15 protein-coding genes are annotated in these 17,474 nt (G+C 71.3%); 11 read left to right on the top strand and 4 right to left on the bottom strand.

All coding sequences use genetic code 11. The annotated features are described in order from the left end of the window. Window positions 1-12: 12 nt before the first annotated feature. Complete coding sequence (locus FHX71_RS22705; protein WP_182619664.1) at window positions 13-654, bottom strand: NAD(P)-dependent oxidoreductase; 642 nt, start codon at window positions 652-654, stop codon at window positions 13-15. 111 nt (window positions 655-765) lie between these two features. Here FHX71_RS22705 and FHX71_RS22700 point away from each other — a divergent pair, with 111 nt between their 5' ends. Further along, complete coding sequence (locus FHX71_RS22700) at window positions 766-1,341, top strand: TetR/AcrR family transcriptional regulator (protein WP_182619663.1); 576 nt, start codon at window positions 766-768, stop codon at window positions 1,339-1,341. Between the two features lie 60 nt (window positions 1,342-1,401). Here FHX71_RS22700 and FHX71_RS22695 read toward each other — a convergent pair whose 3' ends face one another. Next, window positions 1,402-2,505, bottom strand: coding sequence for a LacI family DNA-binding transcriptional regulator (locus FHX71_RS22695; protein WP_312877179.1), 1,104 nt, complete (start codon window positions 2,503-2,505; stop codon window positions 1,402-1,404). A gap of 181 nt (window positions 2,506-2,686) precedes the next feature. On the opposite strand from FHX71_RS22695, the gene FHX71_RS22690 reads away from it, so the two are divergent. The 8 genes from FHX71_RS22690 to FHX71_RS22655 all read left to right on the top strand — a co-directional run bounded on the left by FHX71_RS22690 (window position 2,687) and on the right by FHX71_RS22655 (window position 13,739). Continuing rightward, a complete protein-coding gene (locus FHX71_RS22690; RefSeq protein WP_182619662.1) occupies window positions 2,687-4,006 on the top strand; it encodes an ABC transporter substrate-binding protein in 1,320 nt (439 codons plus the stop codon). A 4-nt stretch (window positions 4,007-4,010) separates the two neighbouring features. Beyond that, window positions 4,011-4,970, top strand: coding sequence for a carbohydrate ABC transporter permease (locus tag FHX71_RS22685; protein ID WP_182619661.1), 960 nt, complete (start codon window positions 4,011-4,013; stop codon window positions 4,968-4,970). 23 nt (window positions 4,971-4,993) lie between these two features. After that, a complete protein-coding gene (locus FHX71_RS22680) occupies window positions 4,994-5,866 on the top strand; it encodes a carbohydrate ABC transporter permease (protein WP_182620055.1) in 873 nt (290 codons plus the stop codon). Between the two features lie 54 nt (window positions 5,867-5,920). Continuing rightward, window positions 5,921-8,365 carry a beta-xylosidase/alpha-l-arabinosidase gene (locus tag FHX71_RS22675; protein ID WP_182619660.1) on the top strand — a complete coding sequence of 815 codons (2,445 nt, stop codon included), beginning with the start codon at window positions 5,921-5,923 and terminating at the stop codon, window positions 8,363-8,365. A 96-nt stretch (window positions 8,366-8,461) separates the two neighbouring features. Further along, window positions 8,462-8,824 (top strand): Hsp15 family ribosome-associated heat shock protein, encoded by a 363-nt coding sequence (locus FHX71_RS22670; RefSeq protein WP_182619659.1) that lies wholly within the window; start codon window positions 8,462-8,464, stop codon window positions 8,822-8,824. Window positions 8,825-8,954: 130 nt separating this feature from the next. Next, window positions 8,955-12,056 (top strand): S8 family serine peptidase, encoded by a 3,102-nt coding sequence (locus tag FHX71_RS22665; RefSeq protein WP_182619658.1) that lies wholly within the window; start codon window positions 8,955-8,957, stop codon window positions 12,054-12,056. 137 nt (window positions 12,057-12,193) lie between these two features. Next, window positions 12,194-12,589 carry a hypothetical protein gene (locus tag FHX71_RS22660; RefSeq protein ID WP_182619657.1) on the top strand — a complete coding sequence of 132 codons (396 nt, stop codon included), beginning with the start codon at window positions 12,194-12,196 and terminating at the stop codon, window positions 12,587-12,589. A 10-nt stretch (window positions 12,590-12,599) separates the two neighbouring features. Beyond that, entirely contained in the window at window positions 12,600-13,739 is a 1,140-nt protein-coding gene (locus tag FHX71_RS22655; protein WP_182619656.1) for a dipeptidase, read from the top strand. A gap of 1 nt (window position 13,740) precedes the next feature. On the opposite strand, the gene FHX71_RS22650 is transcribed toward FHX71_RS22655, so the two are convergent. Together FHX71_RS22650 and FHX71_RS22645 are read right to left on the bottom strand one after the other, a co-directional pair. Next, on the bottom strand, window positions 13,741-14,013 hold the full coding sequence (locus FHX71_RS22650; RefSeq protein ID WP_026366117.1) for a hypothetical protein: 273 nt from the start codon (window positions 14,011-14,013) through the stop codon (window positions 13,741-13,743). A gap of 198 nt (window positions 14,014-14,211) precedes the next feature. Next, window positions 14,212-14,754 (bottom strand): GNAT family N-acetyltransferase, encoded by a 543-nt coding sequence (locus FHX71_RS22645; protein WP_182619655.1) that lies wholly within the window; start codon window positions 14,752-14,754, stop codon window positions 14,212-14,214. 150 nt (window positions 14,755-14,904) lie between these two features. On the opposite strand from FHX71_RS22645, the gene dnaK reads away from it, so the two are divergent. After that, a complete protein-coding gene (dnaK, locus tag FHX71_RS22640) occupies window positions 14,905-16,770 on the top strand; it encodes a molecular chaperone DnaK (RefSeq protein WP_182619654.1) in 1,866 nt (621 codons plus the stop codon). Next, on the top strand, window positions 16,767-17,432 hold the full coding sequence (gene grpE, locus FHX71_RS22635) for a nucleotide exchange factor GrpE (RefSeq protein WP_182619653.1): 666 nt from the start codon (window positions 16,767-16,769) through the stop codon (window positions 17,430-17,432). The genes dnaK and grpE overlap by 4 nt, the downstream gene beginning before the upstream one ends. The last annotated feature ends 42 nt before the right edge of the window (window positions 17,433-17,474 follow it).

Here is a 17,474-nt window from a genome sequence, read left to right as displayed (position 1 = left end):
GCGGGGCTCCGGTCAGGCGGCGACGGAGATGGCCTGCCCGACGGCGGACCGGTCGGCCAGGGCGTCCCGCATCGCGAGGGCGAGGTCCGGGCGGGCGATCGTGTAGCCCCAGCGCACGTTGCCGTCCCGCCGGGCCTGGTAGCGGCCGGTGCCCGGGCGGTCCTGGAGGCGCGGCGGGCGCATGATCGTCCAGTCCACGTGGCTGGCCCGGATCACCTGCTCCATGGCCTCCAGGTCGGCGTTCACCGCGGCGAGCGCCCGTCGGAGGATCGGCTTGGCGACGTAGCGGGAGAGCGGGTCGTCGCCGTCGACCAGCCAGCCGCTCGCGCTGATCGCGACCAGCCGGCGCACGCCGGCCCGTTCCATGGCGGCGATGACCCCCGTGATGCCGTCCCGCAGGACGTGCGGCGACTCGCCGGGCACCGGGCCCAGGCAGCTCGCGACGGCGTCGACCCCCTCGAAGGCGGCGGCGAGGGCCGCGACGTCGGTGGCCTCGGCGACCCTGACCTCGCCGGGCTCCCCGGGCGTGCCGGCCGGCCCGGCCAGCCGGGACGGGTCGCGGACGACGGCGACGACGTCGTGGCCCGCCGCCGCGAGAACCCGGACGAGTTCGCGGCCGGTACGGCCGCTCGCTCCGACGACTGCGATCTGCATGACATCTCCTCGGTCTGGGGTGGTGCTCGACAAGGTGTGAGTGAATACTCACTAACACCGTGGCACGGGGTGGGACCGCAGGTCAAGGGAGCGGGGGCGAGAATGTCTGTCATGAGCACACGGGAGCGGATCCTCGACGCGGCGGCGCTCGTCATGCGCGAGCAGGGTGTGGCGCACGCGACGACCAAGGAGATCGCGCGCGCGGCCGGCTGTTCGGAGGCGCTCCTGTACCGCCACTTCGACGACAAGCAGGGCCTGTTCATGGCCGTGCTGCAGGAGCGCCTGCCCCGGTTCGTCCTGCCCGACGACGCCGTCGGCAGCGCGACCGTGGCGGCCAACCTCGAGCGGTTCGTCTCGGGCCTGCTCGACTTCTACGTGGGCAGCTTCCCGATCTCGGCCTCGATCTTCTCCAGCAGCACGCTCCTGGCGCGCCACCGAGAGTCGATCGCGGCCAAGGGGGCGGGACCGCAGAAGCCGCAGCTCCTGCTGGAGGCCTACCTGGAGGCGGAACGTGACAAGGGCCGCGTGCGCGAGGACGCCGACGTCGAGGCCGTGGCGCGCCTGCTGGTGGGTGCGGCCCTGTACCAGGCGTTCCTGGCGACGTTCTGGGGCGACGGACGCGTGGACGAGCCCGGGCTGGGGGAGCGCCTGGTGGCCCCGGTGCTGCCGGCGCTGCTGCCCACCTGACCGCCCGACGTGTCAGACGCACAGGTCACCCGGGGGACCTGTGCGTCTGACACGTGGGGGTTACGACGGCGGCGGCGCCGTGCTCGAACGTTGCACCAGCCGCGTCGGCAGGCGGGTGTGGTGGCCGGCCGAAGGCCCGGACTCCAGCATCGCGATGACCATGCGGAGCGCCTCGGCGCCCATCTCGTGCAGCGACTGCGCGACCGTCGTCAGGGGCGGCGTGCACCCCGCGGCCTCGGGGACATCGTCGAACCCGATGACGGACAGGTCCTCCGGGACGCGCAGGCCTAGCTCCTGGGCCACCTGGATGACGTGGATCGCGGACAGGTCGTTCGCGGCGAAGACCGCGGTGGGCCGGTCGGGGCGTTCGAGCAGGTCGTGCGTGGGGCGGTCGGACCGGTCGGGGCGGTAGCCGCCCTCCAGCACCAGGCTGGGGTCCGGCGTCAGACCGGCGGCCGCCATCGCCTCCTTGAAGCCGAGCTCGCGCAGGCGGGCCGACTCCAGGTCGGCGCGTCCGCCCAGGTAGCCGATGCGCGTGTGGCCCAGGCCGATGAGGTGCTCGGTGGCGGTGCGGGCGCCGCCCAGGTTGTCGGAGTCCACGGTCGCGGGACCCGTGGGCCCGGTGTGGGGGTCGATGGCGACGATCGGGACGCCGTCGTGCTGCGGGAGGGCGAGCGTCGGCGTCACGATGACCACGCCGTCGATCAGCGTGCCGGCGAGGCGCGACAGGGAGCGCCGCTCCCAGCCCACGTGGTCCGAGCGGCCGGCGTCGCCGCAGTAGGCGAGCAGCTCGTAGCCCGTGCCCGCGATCGCGGCGGAGATCCCCTTGAGGAGCTCGGTGCTGAACGGCTCGAACTCGGCCACGAGCACGCCGATCACGTTGGTCTGCCGGCGGCGCAGGCTGCGTGCGACCAGGGACGACTCGTACCCGAGGTCGGCCACGACGCCGAGCACGCGCTCGGCCGTGGCGGCGGCCACGCCGTACCGGCCGTTGACGACCTTCGACACGGTGGCGACCGATACTCCGGCGACGCGCGCGACGTCGGTGATGGTGGCGCGGCCGGTCGCGCGCTCGTCGGCGGCCGGTTCCGGGAACCCCGGAGCGCCCGTCGTGTCGCCACCCGGTCCGGCGGTGGACCCGGGTGAGTCTGTCCCACTGTGCACGGAAGAGACAGTACATCCGGGCAAGGCAGTCCGTCCGACGGGCCGATCCGTTTCGAAATCGATATCGAAACCGTTTGACGAAACCATGACCCGACTGTCAGTCTCCTGCTTGACGGACCTGTCGTCCGTCAACCGGCAGCCCCCTGCCGCCTGTCGATGACGACTCACGAGGGATTCCACAATGATGAGGAAAACGCGCAGCGCGGCGCTGGTCGCGCTCGGCGGCTCCGTCGCCCTGATCCTGTCCGGCTGCATCGGCGCCGGCTCCGGCTCGGGCGGTGAGGAGACCAGCCAGAACGCAAACGCCCAGGAGATCAGCTGGTGGCACAACTCCAACCAGGGCGAGGGCCAGGCCTACTACGAGCAGGTCGCCAAGGACTTCGAGGCGGACACGGGCGTCAAGGTCGACGTCCAGGCCATGCAGCACGAGGACATGCTGACCAAGCTGCAGGCGGCCTTCCAGTCCGGGGACGACGCACAGATCCCCGACGTCTACATGAGCCGCGGCGGTGGCGAGCTCGCCGCAGAGGTCGACGCCGGCCTGGTCCGGGACCTCACCGCGGACTCCGCCGACACCATCAGCAACATCTCGAACTTCACCGACCAGTACACCGTGGACGACAAGGTCTACGCCCTGCCCTACTCCATCGGCCTGGTCGGCTTCTGGTACAACAAGGACCTCTTCGAGGCCGCGGGCATCAGCGACGTGTCGCCCAGCCCGACGATCGAGGAGTTCGAGGGCTACCTCGACAAGCTCAAGGACGCGGACACCACGCCGCTGTCCGTGGGTGCCGGCGACAAGTGGCCGGCCGCGCACTACTGGTACTACAGCGTGGTCCGCGAGTGCCCGTTCGACGTGGTCGAGGCCGCGATCGAGAGCGCCGACTACTCCGACCCGTGCTTCATCAAGGCGGGCGAGCACACCGAGGAGATCATCGGCCAGGAGCCCTTCAACCGCGGCTTCCTCACCACCCCGGCGCAGTCGGGTCCGACGTCGGCCTCCGGCCTGCTGGCCACCGGCAAGGTCGCGATGGAGCTCGCGGGTCACTGGGAGCCCGGCGTGGCCGGCGGCCTGACCGAGGACGGCGAGGTGCCGAGCTTCCTCGGCTGGTTCGCCTTCCCGACGTTCGACGGTCAGGGCGGCGACCCCGCCGACCAGATGGGCGGCGGTGACGCGTGGTCCGTCTCGGCCTCCGCGCCCGACGCCGCGGTCGACTTCGCCAACTACCTGCTCTCCGACGAGGTCCAGCAGGGCTTCGCGGAGCGCGACATGGGTCTGCCGACCAACCCGACGGCGACCGGTTCGCTCGCCAACGAGACGCTCGCGCAGCTCATCCCGGTGCGCGACGGCGGCGGCGTGACCCAGCTCTACCTCGACACGCGCCTCGGCCAGTCGGTCGGCGGGGCCATGAACGACGAGATCGCCCTGATGTTCGCCGGCGAGGCGGGCCCGCAGGACGTCGTCGACGCCATCCAGACCGCGGCCGAAGCGGAGCAGTGAGCACGTGACGGCACCAGCCCGGGGCGGGCGCGGCAGAGTGAGCTCTGCGTGGCGCAAGCGCCTCGAGATCGCATTCTTCGTCACGCCCGCCCTGGCGCTGTTCGCACTGTTCGTCGTCTGGCCGATCGTCACCGCGGTCCAGCTCTCGGTGTTCCGCTGGAAGGGCTTCGGGCCGCTGACCGACTTCGTCGGCCTGCGCAACTACGTGACCGTCCTCGGCGACGACGTCTTCGTCGACTCCGTCGTCCACAACCTGATCATCGTCGGCGGGTCCATCGCGCTCCAGCTCCCGCTGGGCCTGGCCCTCGCCCTGCTGCTGAACCGCAGGATGTGGGGCCAGGGGCTGCTGCGCACGATCATCTTCGTGCCGTACGTGCTCGCCGAGGTCATCGCGGGCGTCGTCTGGTTCCAGCTCCTGCAGCCGGAGTACGGCGTGCTCGACGGGCTGCTCGGCGCCGTCGGGCTCCAGGCGCCGGAGCAGGGCTGGCTGGGTGACCCGGACCTCGCCCTGCTGACCGTGCTCGTGGTGCTGACGTGGAAGTACCTCGGCCTGGCCGTGATCCTCTTCCTCGCGGGGCTGCAGGGCGTGCCCGAGGAGCTGTACGAGGCGGCGCAGCTCGACGGCGCCTCGTGGTGGCAGACGCAGCGCAAGATCAGCGTCCCCCTGCTCGGCCCGACGATGCGCACCTGGGCGTTCCTGTCGATGATCGGCTCGCTCCAGCTCTTCGACATGGTGTGGATCCTGACCGGCGGCGGGCCCGCCAACTCCACGACCACCATGGCGACCTACCTGATCAACCAGGGCACCCGCAGCCAGAACTTCGGCATCGCCGGGGCGGCCTCGGTGATCCTGTTCGTCATCGCGCTCGTCATGGCGGTGCTCTACCAGCAGCTCGTCCTGAGCCGGGACACGCGTCCCGACGTCGTGACGGTCAGGCGGAGCAGGAAGAAGGTGACCCGGTGAGCGCACCGACCACGAACGTGCTCATGAGTGCCCCGACCGCCCGGGACGCCGGCCGCGAGCCGGTCCGGCGACGGCGGAGGGCCGGGGGCGGCCAGCCGCTGGTCTACGCCATCGCGCTGGTCGTCGTGGCCCTGACCCTCGGGCCCGTGCTGTACGGCGTGCTGGGCGGGTTCCGGACCAACGCCCAGATCGCCCAGGACCCGTCGGGCCTGCCGAGCCCGTGGGTGCTCGACAACTACACGGGCGTGCTGACCAGCGCCAGCTTCTGGCAGTACGCGCTCAACTCGGCCGTCATCGCCGGGCTGACCACCGCGGTCACCGTGGTGTTCGGCGTGATGGCCGCCTACCCCCTGGCCCGGTACCGGTTCAAGGGGCGTGAGGCGCTGTTCATGGTGTTCGTCGTCGGCCTGCTGTTCCCGGCCACCGTGGCGATCGTGCCCCTGTTCATCCTCATCACGCAGAACCTGCAGCTCGGGAACACGTGGCTCGGCGTCGCGCTGCCCCAGGCCGCGTTCGCGCTGCCGGTGACCGTGGTGATCCTGCGGCCGTTCCTCGCCGCGATCCCGCAGGAGCTCGAGGAGGCGGCCCAGCTCGACGGCACGTCCCGCATCGGGTTCTTCTGGCGCATCCTGCTGCCGCTGTCCGGGCCGGGCATGGTCACGGTCGGCGTGCTCGCGTTCGTGGGCTCCTGGAACGCCTACCTGCTGCCGCTGCTCCTGCTGCAGTCGGACATGAAGACGCTGCCGCTCGGCGTGGCCGACTTCTCCTCCGAGCACTCCGCCGACACGGCCGGCGTCTTCGCCTTCACCACGCTCGCCATGATTCCCGCCCTGGTGTTCTTCCTCGCCATGCAGAAGCGCATCGTGAACGGGCTGCAGGGGGCGGTCAAGGGCTAGGTCCCCGCCGGGGACCTGGCCGCTGACCTGCCTGACGACGAAAGGAAACGATTGATGACGGAGCTCCCTGTGGCACTGCGGGCGATGCCCGAGGTGTCGGAGCGCGTGCGCTACCTGCACGCCCGCATGACCCTGGAGGAGAAGCTCGCCCAGCTCGTCGGGTACTGGCTGGACCAGGGCGGCAACGTCGTGGCCCCGATGCAGGGCGAGATGGCGGGCGGCCAGGGCGGTACCGCGCTCCCCGACATCACCCGGCACGGCCTGGGGCACTACACCCGCGTGTACGGCACGCGGCCGGTGGACCCGGCCGAGCGCGCGGCGTGGCTCTGGGCCGAGCAGCGGCGGCTGAAGCGCGAGACGCGCCTCGGCATCCCCGCGCTGGTCCACGAGGAGTGCCTCACCGGCCTGGCGGCCTGGAAGGCGGCGACCTTCCCGACGCCGCTCGCGTGGGGCGCGTCGTTCGACCCAGAGCTCGTCGAGGAGATGGGTCGGCTCATCGGCAGGTCCATGCGGGAGCTCGGCATCCACCAGGGCCTGGCGCCGGTGCTCGACGTCGTCCGCGACCCCCGCTGGGGCCGCGTCGACGAGTGCATCGGCGAGGACCCGTACCTCGTCGGCACGGTCGGTACGTCGTACGTCCGCGGCATGCAGGACGCGGGCGTCCACGCCACGCTCAAGCACTTCGTGGCCTACTCCGGCTCCAAGGCGGGGCGCAACCACGCCCCGGTGAGCGCCGGCCCGCGCGAGATCGCCGACGTCTTCCTCCCGCCGTTCGAGATGGCGGTGCTCGACGGCAAGGTGCGGTCCGTCATGGCGTCGTACAACGATGTCGACGGCGTGCCGATGCACTCCTCGGGCGAGTACCTCACCGGTCTGCTGCGCGAGCAGTGGGGGTTCGACGGCGTCGTGGTCGCCGACTACTTCGGCGTCGCCTTCCTGAGCGTCATGCACGCGATCGCCGCCGACCGGGGCGCGGCCGCCGCCGCGGCCCTGGAGGCCGGCGTCGACATCGAGCTGCCGTCCGGTGACGCCTACCTCGAACCGCTCGCGGAGTTCGTCAAGAACGGCGAGGTGCCCGTCGAGGTCGTCGACCGGGCGGTGCTGCGGGCGCTCAAGCAGAAGGAGGAGCTCGGGCTCCTGGAGCCCGGCGCCTTCGAGGACGAGCCGCCCGCCGTGGTGGACCTGGACTCGCCCGCGCACCGCGACGTGGCCCGGCGCCTCGCCGAGGAGTCGGTGGTCCTGCTCGCGAACGACGGCGTGCTGCCGCTCGGCTCGTGGCACGACAAGCCCGCCCGTGTGGCCGTCATCGGCCCCAACGCCGACCGGCCCGAGGCCCTCATGGGCTGCTACTCGTTCGCCAACCACGTGCTGGCGCACCACCCCGGCGTGCCCAACGGGTTCGAGATCCCGTCCGTGGCCGAGGCCCTGGGCGTGGAGTTCGAGCGCGCCGGTCTGCCGACGCCGGAGCTCGCGTTCGCCCGCGGCTGCGACGTCGAGGGCGACGACACCTCCGGCTTCGCGGAGGCGGTCGCCGCCGCCGAGGCCGCCGACGTCGCGGTCGTCGTGGTGGGCGACCAGGCCGGGCTGTTCGGCCGTGGCACCGTCGGCGAGGGCAACGACAGCGAGTCGCTCGACCTGCCCGGCGTGCAGCGCGAGCTCGTCGAGGCGGTGCTCGCCACCGGCAAGCCCGTCGTCATGGTGCTGCTCACCGGCCGCCCGTACGCGATCGGGTGGGCGCTGGACGGTTCCTCCTCCTCCGACGGCGATGGTGGCGGCGACGTCGGCCGCACCCCGGGCGCCGTGCTCCAGGCGTTCTTCCCGGGCGAGGAGGGCGGCTCGGCGCTCGCGGGCGTGCTCTCGGGCCGGGTGAACCCGTCCGGGCGCCTGCCCGTGTCGCTGCCGCGGTCGGCGGGCGCGCAGCCCTACTCGTACCTGCACCCGATCCTGGGCGGGGCGTCCGAGGTGACGTCGACGGACTCGACGCCGGTGCGCTCCTTCGGGTTCGGCCTGTCGTACTCGACGTTCGAGCGCGAGCTCGTGTCGGTGGACCGGTCGGTCGAGGCCGGCGGCACGTTCCGCGCCGTCGTCGCGGTGACGAACACGGGCGGGGTGGCCGGCTCCGACGTCGTGCAGCTGTACGGGCACGACGTGGTGAGCTCGGTCGCGCGGCCCACGACGCAGCTGCTCGGCTACCACCGGGTGCACCTGGCGCCGGGGGAGTCGACGACGATCGCGTTCGACGTGCCGACCACGCGGTTCGCGTTCAGCGACCGCACGATGGTGCGCGTCGTCGAACCCGGCGACGTCGAGGTGTGGGTCGGCGCGCACGCGGCTGACAACGTTGTCAGGGTGGTCGCCGAGGGCATCGCCGACCTGGACGAGCCGAACGACGCCGCGCCGGTGCTGCCGCCGTCGGCCCGCCGAATCGTGACGATCACGGGCGACGTGCACGAGGTGACGACGTCGGACCCCCGCTGGGTCCGTACCCAAACCGACTGACACCTCCGTTGAGTGCTGGGTATTCGTCCTTCCGGGAGCCCGGAAAGGACGAATACCCAGCACTCAACGAGGACGGCGGGGTGGGAGGATGGGCCGATGCGCATCGACGTCTGGCTGTGGGCGGTGCGGCTGACCAAGAGCCGGTCGGTCGCCGCCGAGCTGTGCCGCAGCGGCAGGGTCCGGATCAACGACAAGGTCGCCAAGCCGTCGGCGTCCGTCGCCGTGGGTGACCGCGTGACGTGGCGCGACCCGCTCCGGGACCGCGACATCGAGGTCGTCGAGCTGCTGCTCAAGCGGGTCGGGGCGCCGCTGGCGGTCAAGGCGTACGTGGACCACAGCCCGGCCCTGCCCACGCGTGTCGAGCGCGAGGCGGTCGGGCTGCGCGACCGCGGGACCGGACGCCCCACCAAGCGTGAGCGGCGCGACATCGACCGGCTGCGGGGGCGGCGCGAAGCCTGAGAATCACCCGGGTGAGATCTGGGTTTTTCCCGACTTTTGCTGCTCCAAAAACGGTACCTTCGCGACACATCCCTGCCCCGCGCAGGTCCAGTGCGCCTCGGTACCCCGGGCGCCTCAGCCTGGAGAGCACATGCATCCTCGCACCCGAGCACGTACCAGGACCCTGGCCTCGGCCACCGTGCTGGCGCTGCTGGCAGTACCCGGACCGGCGTTCGCCGCTCCTGCCCCCGATCCGGAGGGTTCCGGCACCGCCGCCGCCAAGCCCCTCCCGGTGCCCGCCGAGCGCGCCGCCAGGATGACCCCGGCCGCCGACCCCGCGCAGAAGATCACGCCCGCCGCCAGGAAGGCGTTTGCCGCACCCGGCGACACGAGCTTCTGGCTGCGGTTCGCCGACTCCGCGGACCTGTCCGCGGCCGGCGGCATCACGAGCTGGTCCGAGCGCGGCGAGTACGTCTACGAGACGCTCCGCGCGACGGCCGAGGCCGCCCAGAAGGACGCCGTCGCGGAGCTGGAGAAGTCCGGCACCGAGTACACGTCGTACTGGGCCACGAACGCGATCCTCGTCGAGGACGGCTCGCTCGGCCTGGCCACGGACCTGGCCGCCGACAACCAGGTACTGGAGATCCGGCCGACGGCGCACTACGCGGCGCCGGAGCCGGTCGAGGCGGCTGACCCGGCGGATGCTGCTGCTCTGGCAGTCGGCGCTCCGACCTGGGGCATCTCCGCGATCAACGCGGATGACATGTGGAACCAGGGGTTCACGGGCGAAGGCGTCGTGGTGGCCAACATCGACTCAGGTGTCGAGGGTGACCACCCCGCGCTGGCGGCGCAGTACCGTGGCTACGGCACGGTCGACCCGAACGCCTACAACTACTTCTCGGCGGACGGCCTGCCCTACCCCCACGACGGGGACGGGCACGGCACGCACACGATGGGCACGATGGTCGGTGACACGATCCGGATCTCCGGGGTGGACCAGCCGATCGGTGTGGCGCCCGGCGCCCAGTGGATCGCAGCCGCGGGCGGCAGCGACGGGTGGGCGGACGAGGACCTGATCGCTTCCGGTGAGTGGATCCTGGCCCCCTATGACCAGGGGTCGAGTGGCTCGCAGCCTGACCCCGCGAAGCGGCCCGACGTGGTGAACAACTCCTGGGGCAGCACGGTGCCCGCGACGGACCCGTTCATGGAGGACATCATCACGGCGTGGGAGGCGGCGGGAATCTTCGCGACCTTCTCCAACGGCAACTCCGGCGAACGGGGTTGCCAGTCGTCGGGCAGTCCTGGTTCGCTGCGGGTGTCGTACTCGGTGGGCGCCTTCATGCAGAGCGGCGGGATCGCATCCTTCTCCGCGCGGGGCTCGGGGCAGGGCGGCTCGGTGAAGCCGGACATCGCCGCCCCAGGCGTCGGCGTTCTTTCCGCCTTCAAGTCCGGCGACTGGCGCTACCTCGACGGCACGTCCATGGCCGCCCCGCACGTCGCGGGCTCCGTGGCGCTGCTGTGGGACGCCGTTCCCGAGCTGGTCGGCAACGTGGCGGCGACGCGCGCGATCCTGGACGGCTCCGCCCGGGACGTGAACAACACGACCTGCGGCGGCACCGCCGACGACAACAACGTCTGGGGCGAGGGCAAGCTCGACGTCCTGGCCGCCTACGAGCTGGCGCAGGACGAGGCGTTCGAGGCGACCACCGTGCCGGTCGTCTCGGGCGCCGAGTACAAGGTGGGCAAGCCGCTGACCGTCACGGTCGACGCCTGGAGCCCGGCCGCGACGTTCGCCCTCCAGTGGCGCCGGGACGGCAAGATGATCTCCGGGGCGACGAAGTCCACGTACACGCCGACCGGTGCGGACGCGGGCAAGACCCTGACGGTCAGCGTCCTCGGCTCGGCCGACGGCCGCATCCCCACCTCCACGGAGAGCGCCGAGACCTCCGTGATCGCCGTCGGCGACCCCACGGCGTCGACCCCGAAGATCAGCGGGACGCCGCGGGTGGGTGTGCCCCTGCGGGCGCTCGCTGGCTCCTGGACCTCGGGCACCCGGTTCGCGTACCAGTGGTACGCGAACGGGACCGCGATCAGCGGCGCCACCGGCTTCTCGTTCACGCCGACGGCGTCCCAGCGGGGCAAGAAGCTCACGGTCCGACTCGTCGGCTCGCGCACTGGCTTCGCCAACGCCAGCCGTACCAGCGCCGCCTCGGCGACGGTCGCCACGGGCGTCTTCTCGCAGTCGGCGCCGGTGATCATCGGCCTGGCGACGCCGGGCGCCAAGCTCACGCTCTCGCGCCCGCAGTCCGCGCCGACGCCGAGCACCGTCACGTACCGGTGGAAGCTCAGCGGGCAGTCCATCTCGGGCGCGACGGGCAGCAGCCTCACCGTGAAGTCGGCGTGGCAGGGCCGCACCATCACCGTCAGCGCGACGGTGAAGAAGAGCGGCTACACCACCAAGACGGTCACCTCGGACGGGGCCAAGGTCGGGTCGAAGTACTCGCGCTCGGCCAACCCGTCGATCTCGGGGAGCACACGCGTCGGCTCGACGCTCAAGGCCTCCACCGGCACCTGGTCGCCCAAGCCGTCGTTCTCGTACCGCTGGTACGCCGACGGCAAGCCGATCTCCGGGGCGACCAAGTCGTCCTACGCCCTCAAGGGAACGGACTACGGCAAGAAGATCACCGTGTCCGTGCGTACCTCGCGCTCGGGCTACGGCACCGCGCTGCGCCGCAGCTCGGCGACCGGCAAGGTGCTGACCTCGGCCGTGCGGTTCCAGGGCGACGAGGAATGGGCCTTGTTTGTCGGGAGCGGCGGCGTGCAGGCTGGTACCTACATCGCCCAGGCAGGCGCCGACAACTGCTCCTGGCAGCGGCAGTCGCCCACCGAAGTCCTCGCCATGGATGGCGGCTCGGGCCAGCGACTCCTGAAGGTGCAGTCCACCGACGACTCCATCTGGTCGAGCACGAGCTGCGGCACCTGGACCAAGTACTACTCCGGGATGTCCACGACGCGTGCCTCGACCTCTGCGAACGGGGTCTACGCGATCGGTGACCACCTGGAGCGCGGCGTGTACTCGACGACGGGTCCGGCCGTTCCGGGTGACTCGTGCATCTACATCTTCTACAAGGGCTACTACGGCTCCGATGCCATCGTCAGCCAGGGCAGCACGTCCGAGGCCCGCACCATCACGATGCCGTCGTCCGCGATCGGCTTCGAGACGGTCGGCTGCAGCTGGCGGCGCATCGGCTGACCCTTCCCCGGACGGGCCGGGCCCGACGGCGTCCGACGGCGCCCGACGTGTCAGACGTGCAGGTCACCCCGGTGATCTGCACGTCTGACACGTTTCCCGGTACTGGGTACTCTGGCGTCCGGCGATCTGGAGGCACCGTGTCCGACGAGTGGCACCCCGGCATGAGGCGTGAGCTGCTCGCCGGCCCGTGCGAGGCCGTGCTGTCGAGCCGGTCCCTCGGCTGGACGGTAAGCGGGATCGGGGCCGCCGTCGTCGTCCTCGCCCTGCTGCTCGTGGACCCGTCGCTCTGGGTCTGGGGGCTGGGGCCCTCCGCGGTCTCCGTCGCCGGGATCGCCGTGGGCGGCATGCTCGACAGCGCGGCCGTGTCCCAGCAGCGCAGGGAGGCCCAGGCCGGGTACACGACCATCGCGACCGACCAGACCGATCTCGAGTACGTCGACCCCCGGACGTCCCGGGTCGTGCGCCGCGCGGGAGAGGTGCTCACCACCCACGAGCTCGACGTCCGGCTCAGGAGGGTGCGGGCGGCGAGGTAGCGTCGCCCGCATGACGACCGCAGAACGACTTGCCGCGCTCCTCGAGAAGCACCCCGTCTGGGACGGGCACAACGACCTCCCGTGGGAGCTGCGTGAGCAGTCGTCCTACGACCTCGACGCGGTCGACATCGCGCAGCGGCTCACCACCACCCACACCGACCTGCCGCGCCTGCGCGACGGCGGCGTCGGCGCCCAGTTCTGGTCCGTCTACGTGCCCTCCCAGCTCCAGGGCGGTGCCGCCGTGACCGCGACGCTCGAACAGATCGACTGCGTGCACCGCATGGTCGAGAAGTACCCGGAGAGCCTCCGCCTGGCCCGGACCGCCGCCGACGTCGAGCAGGCGTGGAGCGAAGGCCGCATCGCGAGCCTGATGGGCGCCGAGGGGGGCCACTCGATCGACGGGTCCCTGGGCGTGCTGCGCATGCTCCACGCGCTCGGCGTGCGCTACATGACCCTCACGCACAACGACAACGTGCCGTGGGCGGACTCGGCCACCGACGAGGAGGTGCTCGGCGGCCTCTCGCCGTTCGGCGAGGACGTGGTCCGCGAGATGAACCGCATCGGCATGCTCGTGGACCTCTCGCACACGTCCGCGGGCACCATGCGGCACGCGCTGCGGGTCACGTCGGCCCCGGTGATCTTCAGCCACTCCAGCGCCCGCGCCGTCTGCGACGTCCCGCGCAACGTGCCCGACGACGTGCTCGGCACCCTCGCGGCCAACGGCGGCGTCTGCATGGTCACCTTCGTGCCGCAGTTCGTCTCGCCCGCCGTCGCGGAGTGGCGGGCCGAGGGCGCTCGCGCCGCGGCGGAGGAGGGCATCCGGAACACGGACCTCGGCGCGTTCGAGCCGTTCATGGCGCGCTGGCGGGCCGAGCACCCGCAGCCGCGCAGCACCCTGGCCGACGTCGTCGCGCACGTCGAGCACGTCCGCGAGGCCGCCGGCGTCGACCACGTGGGCCTGGGCGGCGACTACGACGGCACGCCGAACCTGCCCGAGGGCCTGGAGGACGTGACGGGATACCCCCGGCTGCTCGCGGCGCTCGCCGACAACGGCTGGTCCGACGCCGACCTCGGCAAGCTGACCAGCGGCAACGCGCTGCGGGTGCTCCGGGACGCCGAGGCGGTGGCGGCCCGGACCGTGGTGGGCTGACTCAGCTCGGGAGCTGGACGACCTTGCGCTGGAAGCCCAGGGCCACCTTCTGCAGCGACTCCAGCGGCTCCTGCTCGTTGTGGTAGCTGATCTGCCGCAGCATCGACCCGGACGACGCGAGCAGCGCGACGATCACGTCGCGTGCGTCCTCGCGCGTCTCGAGCGCCTCCTGCAGCAGGTCCTGGACGTGAGGTGATCTGAGGCCGTCTTCTTCGGGATCGAGCAGCGCTGTCAGGAGCGCGATCGACAACGAGCTCCCGTGGATGCTTGCCATGGTGGTCTCCCCCGGTCGGGGCCCGGGGTTCCCGGGCATCAGACCCTCGCGGGCTGGCCCGCGAGGTACTCGTCCGACGCCCCACCCCCTGTGGCCCCGGCCGTGCACCCTTGTGTACCGCAGGTCAGGGCGTCGCGCCTGTTGACGGGGGCGAAAAGGGCCCGACGGCGGCGTGTCGTGCGGGTTCGGCCGGGCGGCCTAGCCGTGCAGGATGAGCTGGTAGACGACGTGGTCCTGCCACTCGCCGGCGATCTTGAGGTAGCTGGGCGCGAACCCGATCCGCTCGAACCCGACGTGCGTCAGCACCGCCTGCGACGCCGTGTTGTGCGGCAGCGTCGCCGCCTGCAGGCGGTGCAGGCCCAGCTCGTCCCGGGAGTGCGCCACCATCGCCTCGACGGCCCTGGTCATGAGGCCGCGGCCGGTGAACCCGGCGTCGATCCAGTAGCCGAGGTGCCCGTTCTCGAAGGCCCCGTGCACGACGTCGGTCAGGTTCAGCCGGCCCACGATCCGGCCGTCCGACTCCAGCACGGTGTACAGCGCGCGGCCCGCCGAGTTCTCCAGGACCTGCGTCCACAGGCGCTCGCGGTGCCACTCGGCGGTGTAGAACTCCTCGGGCCGCTCGGGCTCCCAGGGGGCGAGGTGCTCGCGGTTGCGGACGTAGGCGTCGGCGAGCGCGTCGGCGTCGTCCTTGCTGAGCTCGCGCAGGGTGACGTCGCCCGTCAGGGCGGTCTGGAAGGACATGAGGCTCACGGTAGTCCTGCGGGGAACTTTTCAGCCCCGGCCGTAGTTGAGTGAAGTGGACTCAACTTTGCGAGGGTCGGCTTGCTTCCTCGCGAGCACCGGCTTAAGTTGAGTGCAGCAGACTCAATCTGTCGAAGGAAGGCAGCAGACATGGCACGCGCAGTAGGTATCGACCTCGGAACGACGAACTCGGTGGTGGCGGTCCTCGAGGGTGGGGAGCCCACCGTCATCGCCAACGCGGAGGGCTCGCGGACCACCCCCTCGGTGGTCGCGTTCTCCAAGACGGGCGAGGTCCTGGTCGGTGAGGTCGCCAAGCGGCAGGCCGTCACCAACGTGGACCGCACCATCTCCTCGGTCAAGCGCCACATGGGCACGGACTGGACCGTCGACATCGACGACAAGAAGTACACCGCGCAGGAGATCTCGGCCCGCATCCTGGGCAAGCTCAAGCGCGACGCCGAGGAGTACCTGGGCGAGCCCGTCACCGAGGCCGTCATCACGGTCCCGGCGTACTTCAACGACGCCGAGCGCCAGGCGACCAAGGACGCCGGCCAGATCGCCGGCCTGGACGTCAAGCGCATCGTCAACGAGCCCACCGCGGCCGCGCTCGCCTACGGCCTGGAGAAGGGCAAGGAGGACGAGCTCATCCTGGTCTTCGACCTCGGTGGCGGCACGTTCGACGTCTCCCTCCTCGAGGTGGGCAAGGACGAGGACGACTTCTCGACCATCCAGGTGCGCGCCACCTCCGGCGACAACCGCCTCGGTGGTGACGACTGGGACCAGCGCGTCGTGGAGCACCTCATCAAGCAGGTGAAGAACTCCTCGGGCGTCGACCTGTCGAAGGACAAGATCGCCCTGCAGCGCCTCCGTGAGGCGTCCGAGCAGGCCAAGAAGGAGCTCTCGTCCGCGACGAGCACCAACATCTCGATGCAGTACCTCTCGATGAGCGAGAACGGCCCCATCCACCTGGACGAGAAGCTCACGCGGGCTCAGTTCCAGCAGATGACGCAGGACCTCATCGACCGCACCAAGGCGCCGTTCCACGCCGTGATCCGCGACGCCGGCATCTCCGTGTCGGACATCGACCACGTGGTGCTCGTGGGTGGCTCCACCCGCATGCCCGCCGTGACCGAGGTCGTCAAGGAGCTCACCGGTGGTCGCGAGCCCAACAAGGGCGTGAACCCGGACGAGGTCGTCGCCGTCGGCGCCGTGCTGCAGGCCGGTGTCATCTCCGGTGACCGCAAGGACGTCCTGCTGATCGACGTCACCCCGCTGTCCCTGGGCATCGAGACCAAGGGTGGCGTGATGACCAAGCTCATCGAGCGCAACACCGCGATCCCGACCAAGCGCAGCGAGGTCTTCTCCACGGCCGACGACAACCAGCCGTCCGTGGCGATCCAGGTGTTCCAGGGCGAGCGCGAGTTCACCCGCGACAACAAGCCGCTGGGCGTCTTCGAGCTCACCGGCATCGCCCCGGCCCCGCGCGGAGTGCCGCAGATCGAGGTCACCTTCGACATCGACGCGAACGGCATCGTGCACGTGTCCGCCAAGGACCGTGGCACGGGCATGGAGCAGTCGATGAAGATCACGGGCGGCTCCGCGCTCCCCAAGGACGACATCGACCGCATGGTCAAGGACGCCGAGCTGCACGCCGAGGAGGACAAGAAGCGTCGCGAGGAGGCGGACACCCGCAACCAGGCCGAGGCCTTCGCGTACTCCATGGAGAAGCAGATCGCGGACAACCGCGACAAGCTCCCGGCCGAGGTCGTCACCGAGGTCGAGGCCGACATCGCCGCCGTGAAGGCCGCGCTCGAGGCCGAGGACGCCGACGCCGTGAAGAGCTCGTACGAGAAGCTCGGCGCGTCGTCGCAGAAGATCGGCGAGGCCCTGTACGCCGCCGAGCAGCCCGCGGCCCAGGGTGCCGAGGGCAACCCGCAGACGGCGAACGCCCAGTCCGCGAAGGACGAGGACGTCGTCGACGCCGAGATCGTGGACGACGAGGACGAGCGCAAGTGACGGACGAGCACCAGCAGGGAACCCCCGAGCCCGAGGGCTCGGGGGAGCACCCCTTCCAGTTCACGGACAAGCGCAAGGTCAACGCCTCCGGTGACCAGGCCCAGCCGGTCGAGCCCGCCCCGGCGGACGAGACGGCCGAGCCCGAGGCCGCCGAGGCGCCCGCGCAGGACGCGTCTGTCGACCCGCTGGCCGGGCTCGACTTCGAGCCCTCCGGTGACGCCGCCGAGGCGTCCGCGGTCCTCAAGGCCCAGGCCCAGGCCGCGGAGCACCTGGACGCGCTGCAGCGCGAGCGGGCCAGCTTCACGAACTACCGCAACCGGGCGCTGCGCGACCAGGACGCCGCGCGCGACCGGGGCGTGCAGGACGTGCTGGCGGCCCTGCTGCCGGTGCTCGACGACGTCGAGCGCGCCAAGCAGCACGGCGAGCTGAGCGGTCCCATGGCGGCGATCGCGGAGAAGCTCGACCAGAGCCTGCAGAAGTTCGGCGTCGAGCGGTTCGGCAAGGTGGGGGAGGAGTTCGACCCCAACCTGCACGAGGCGCTCATGCACTCGACCGACGCGGACGCGACGGCAGCCACGGTGAACCTCGTGGTGGAGCCCGGGTACAAGATCGGCGACAAGGTGGTCCGGGCGGCGCGCGTGGGCGTCGTCGGACCGGAGTGATCCACCGGTGGTCGGGCTGGTCGGGACCCAGGTCTCGACGAG

The organism is Promicromonospora sukumoe (assembly GCF_014137995.1).
GTDB classification, from domain to species: domain Bacteria; phylum Actinomycetota; class Actinomycetes; order Actinomycetales; family Cellulomonadaceae; genus Promicromonospora; species Promicromonospora sukumoe.
The sequence above is the reverse complement of the archived record's forward strand: the minus strand, read 5'-3'. Positions and strand labels throughout refer to the sequence as shown.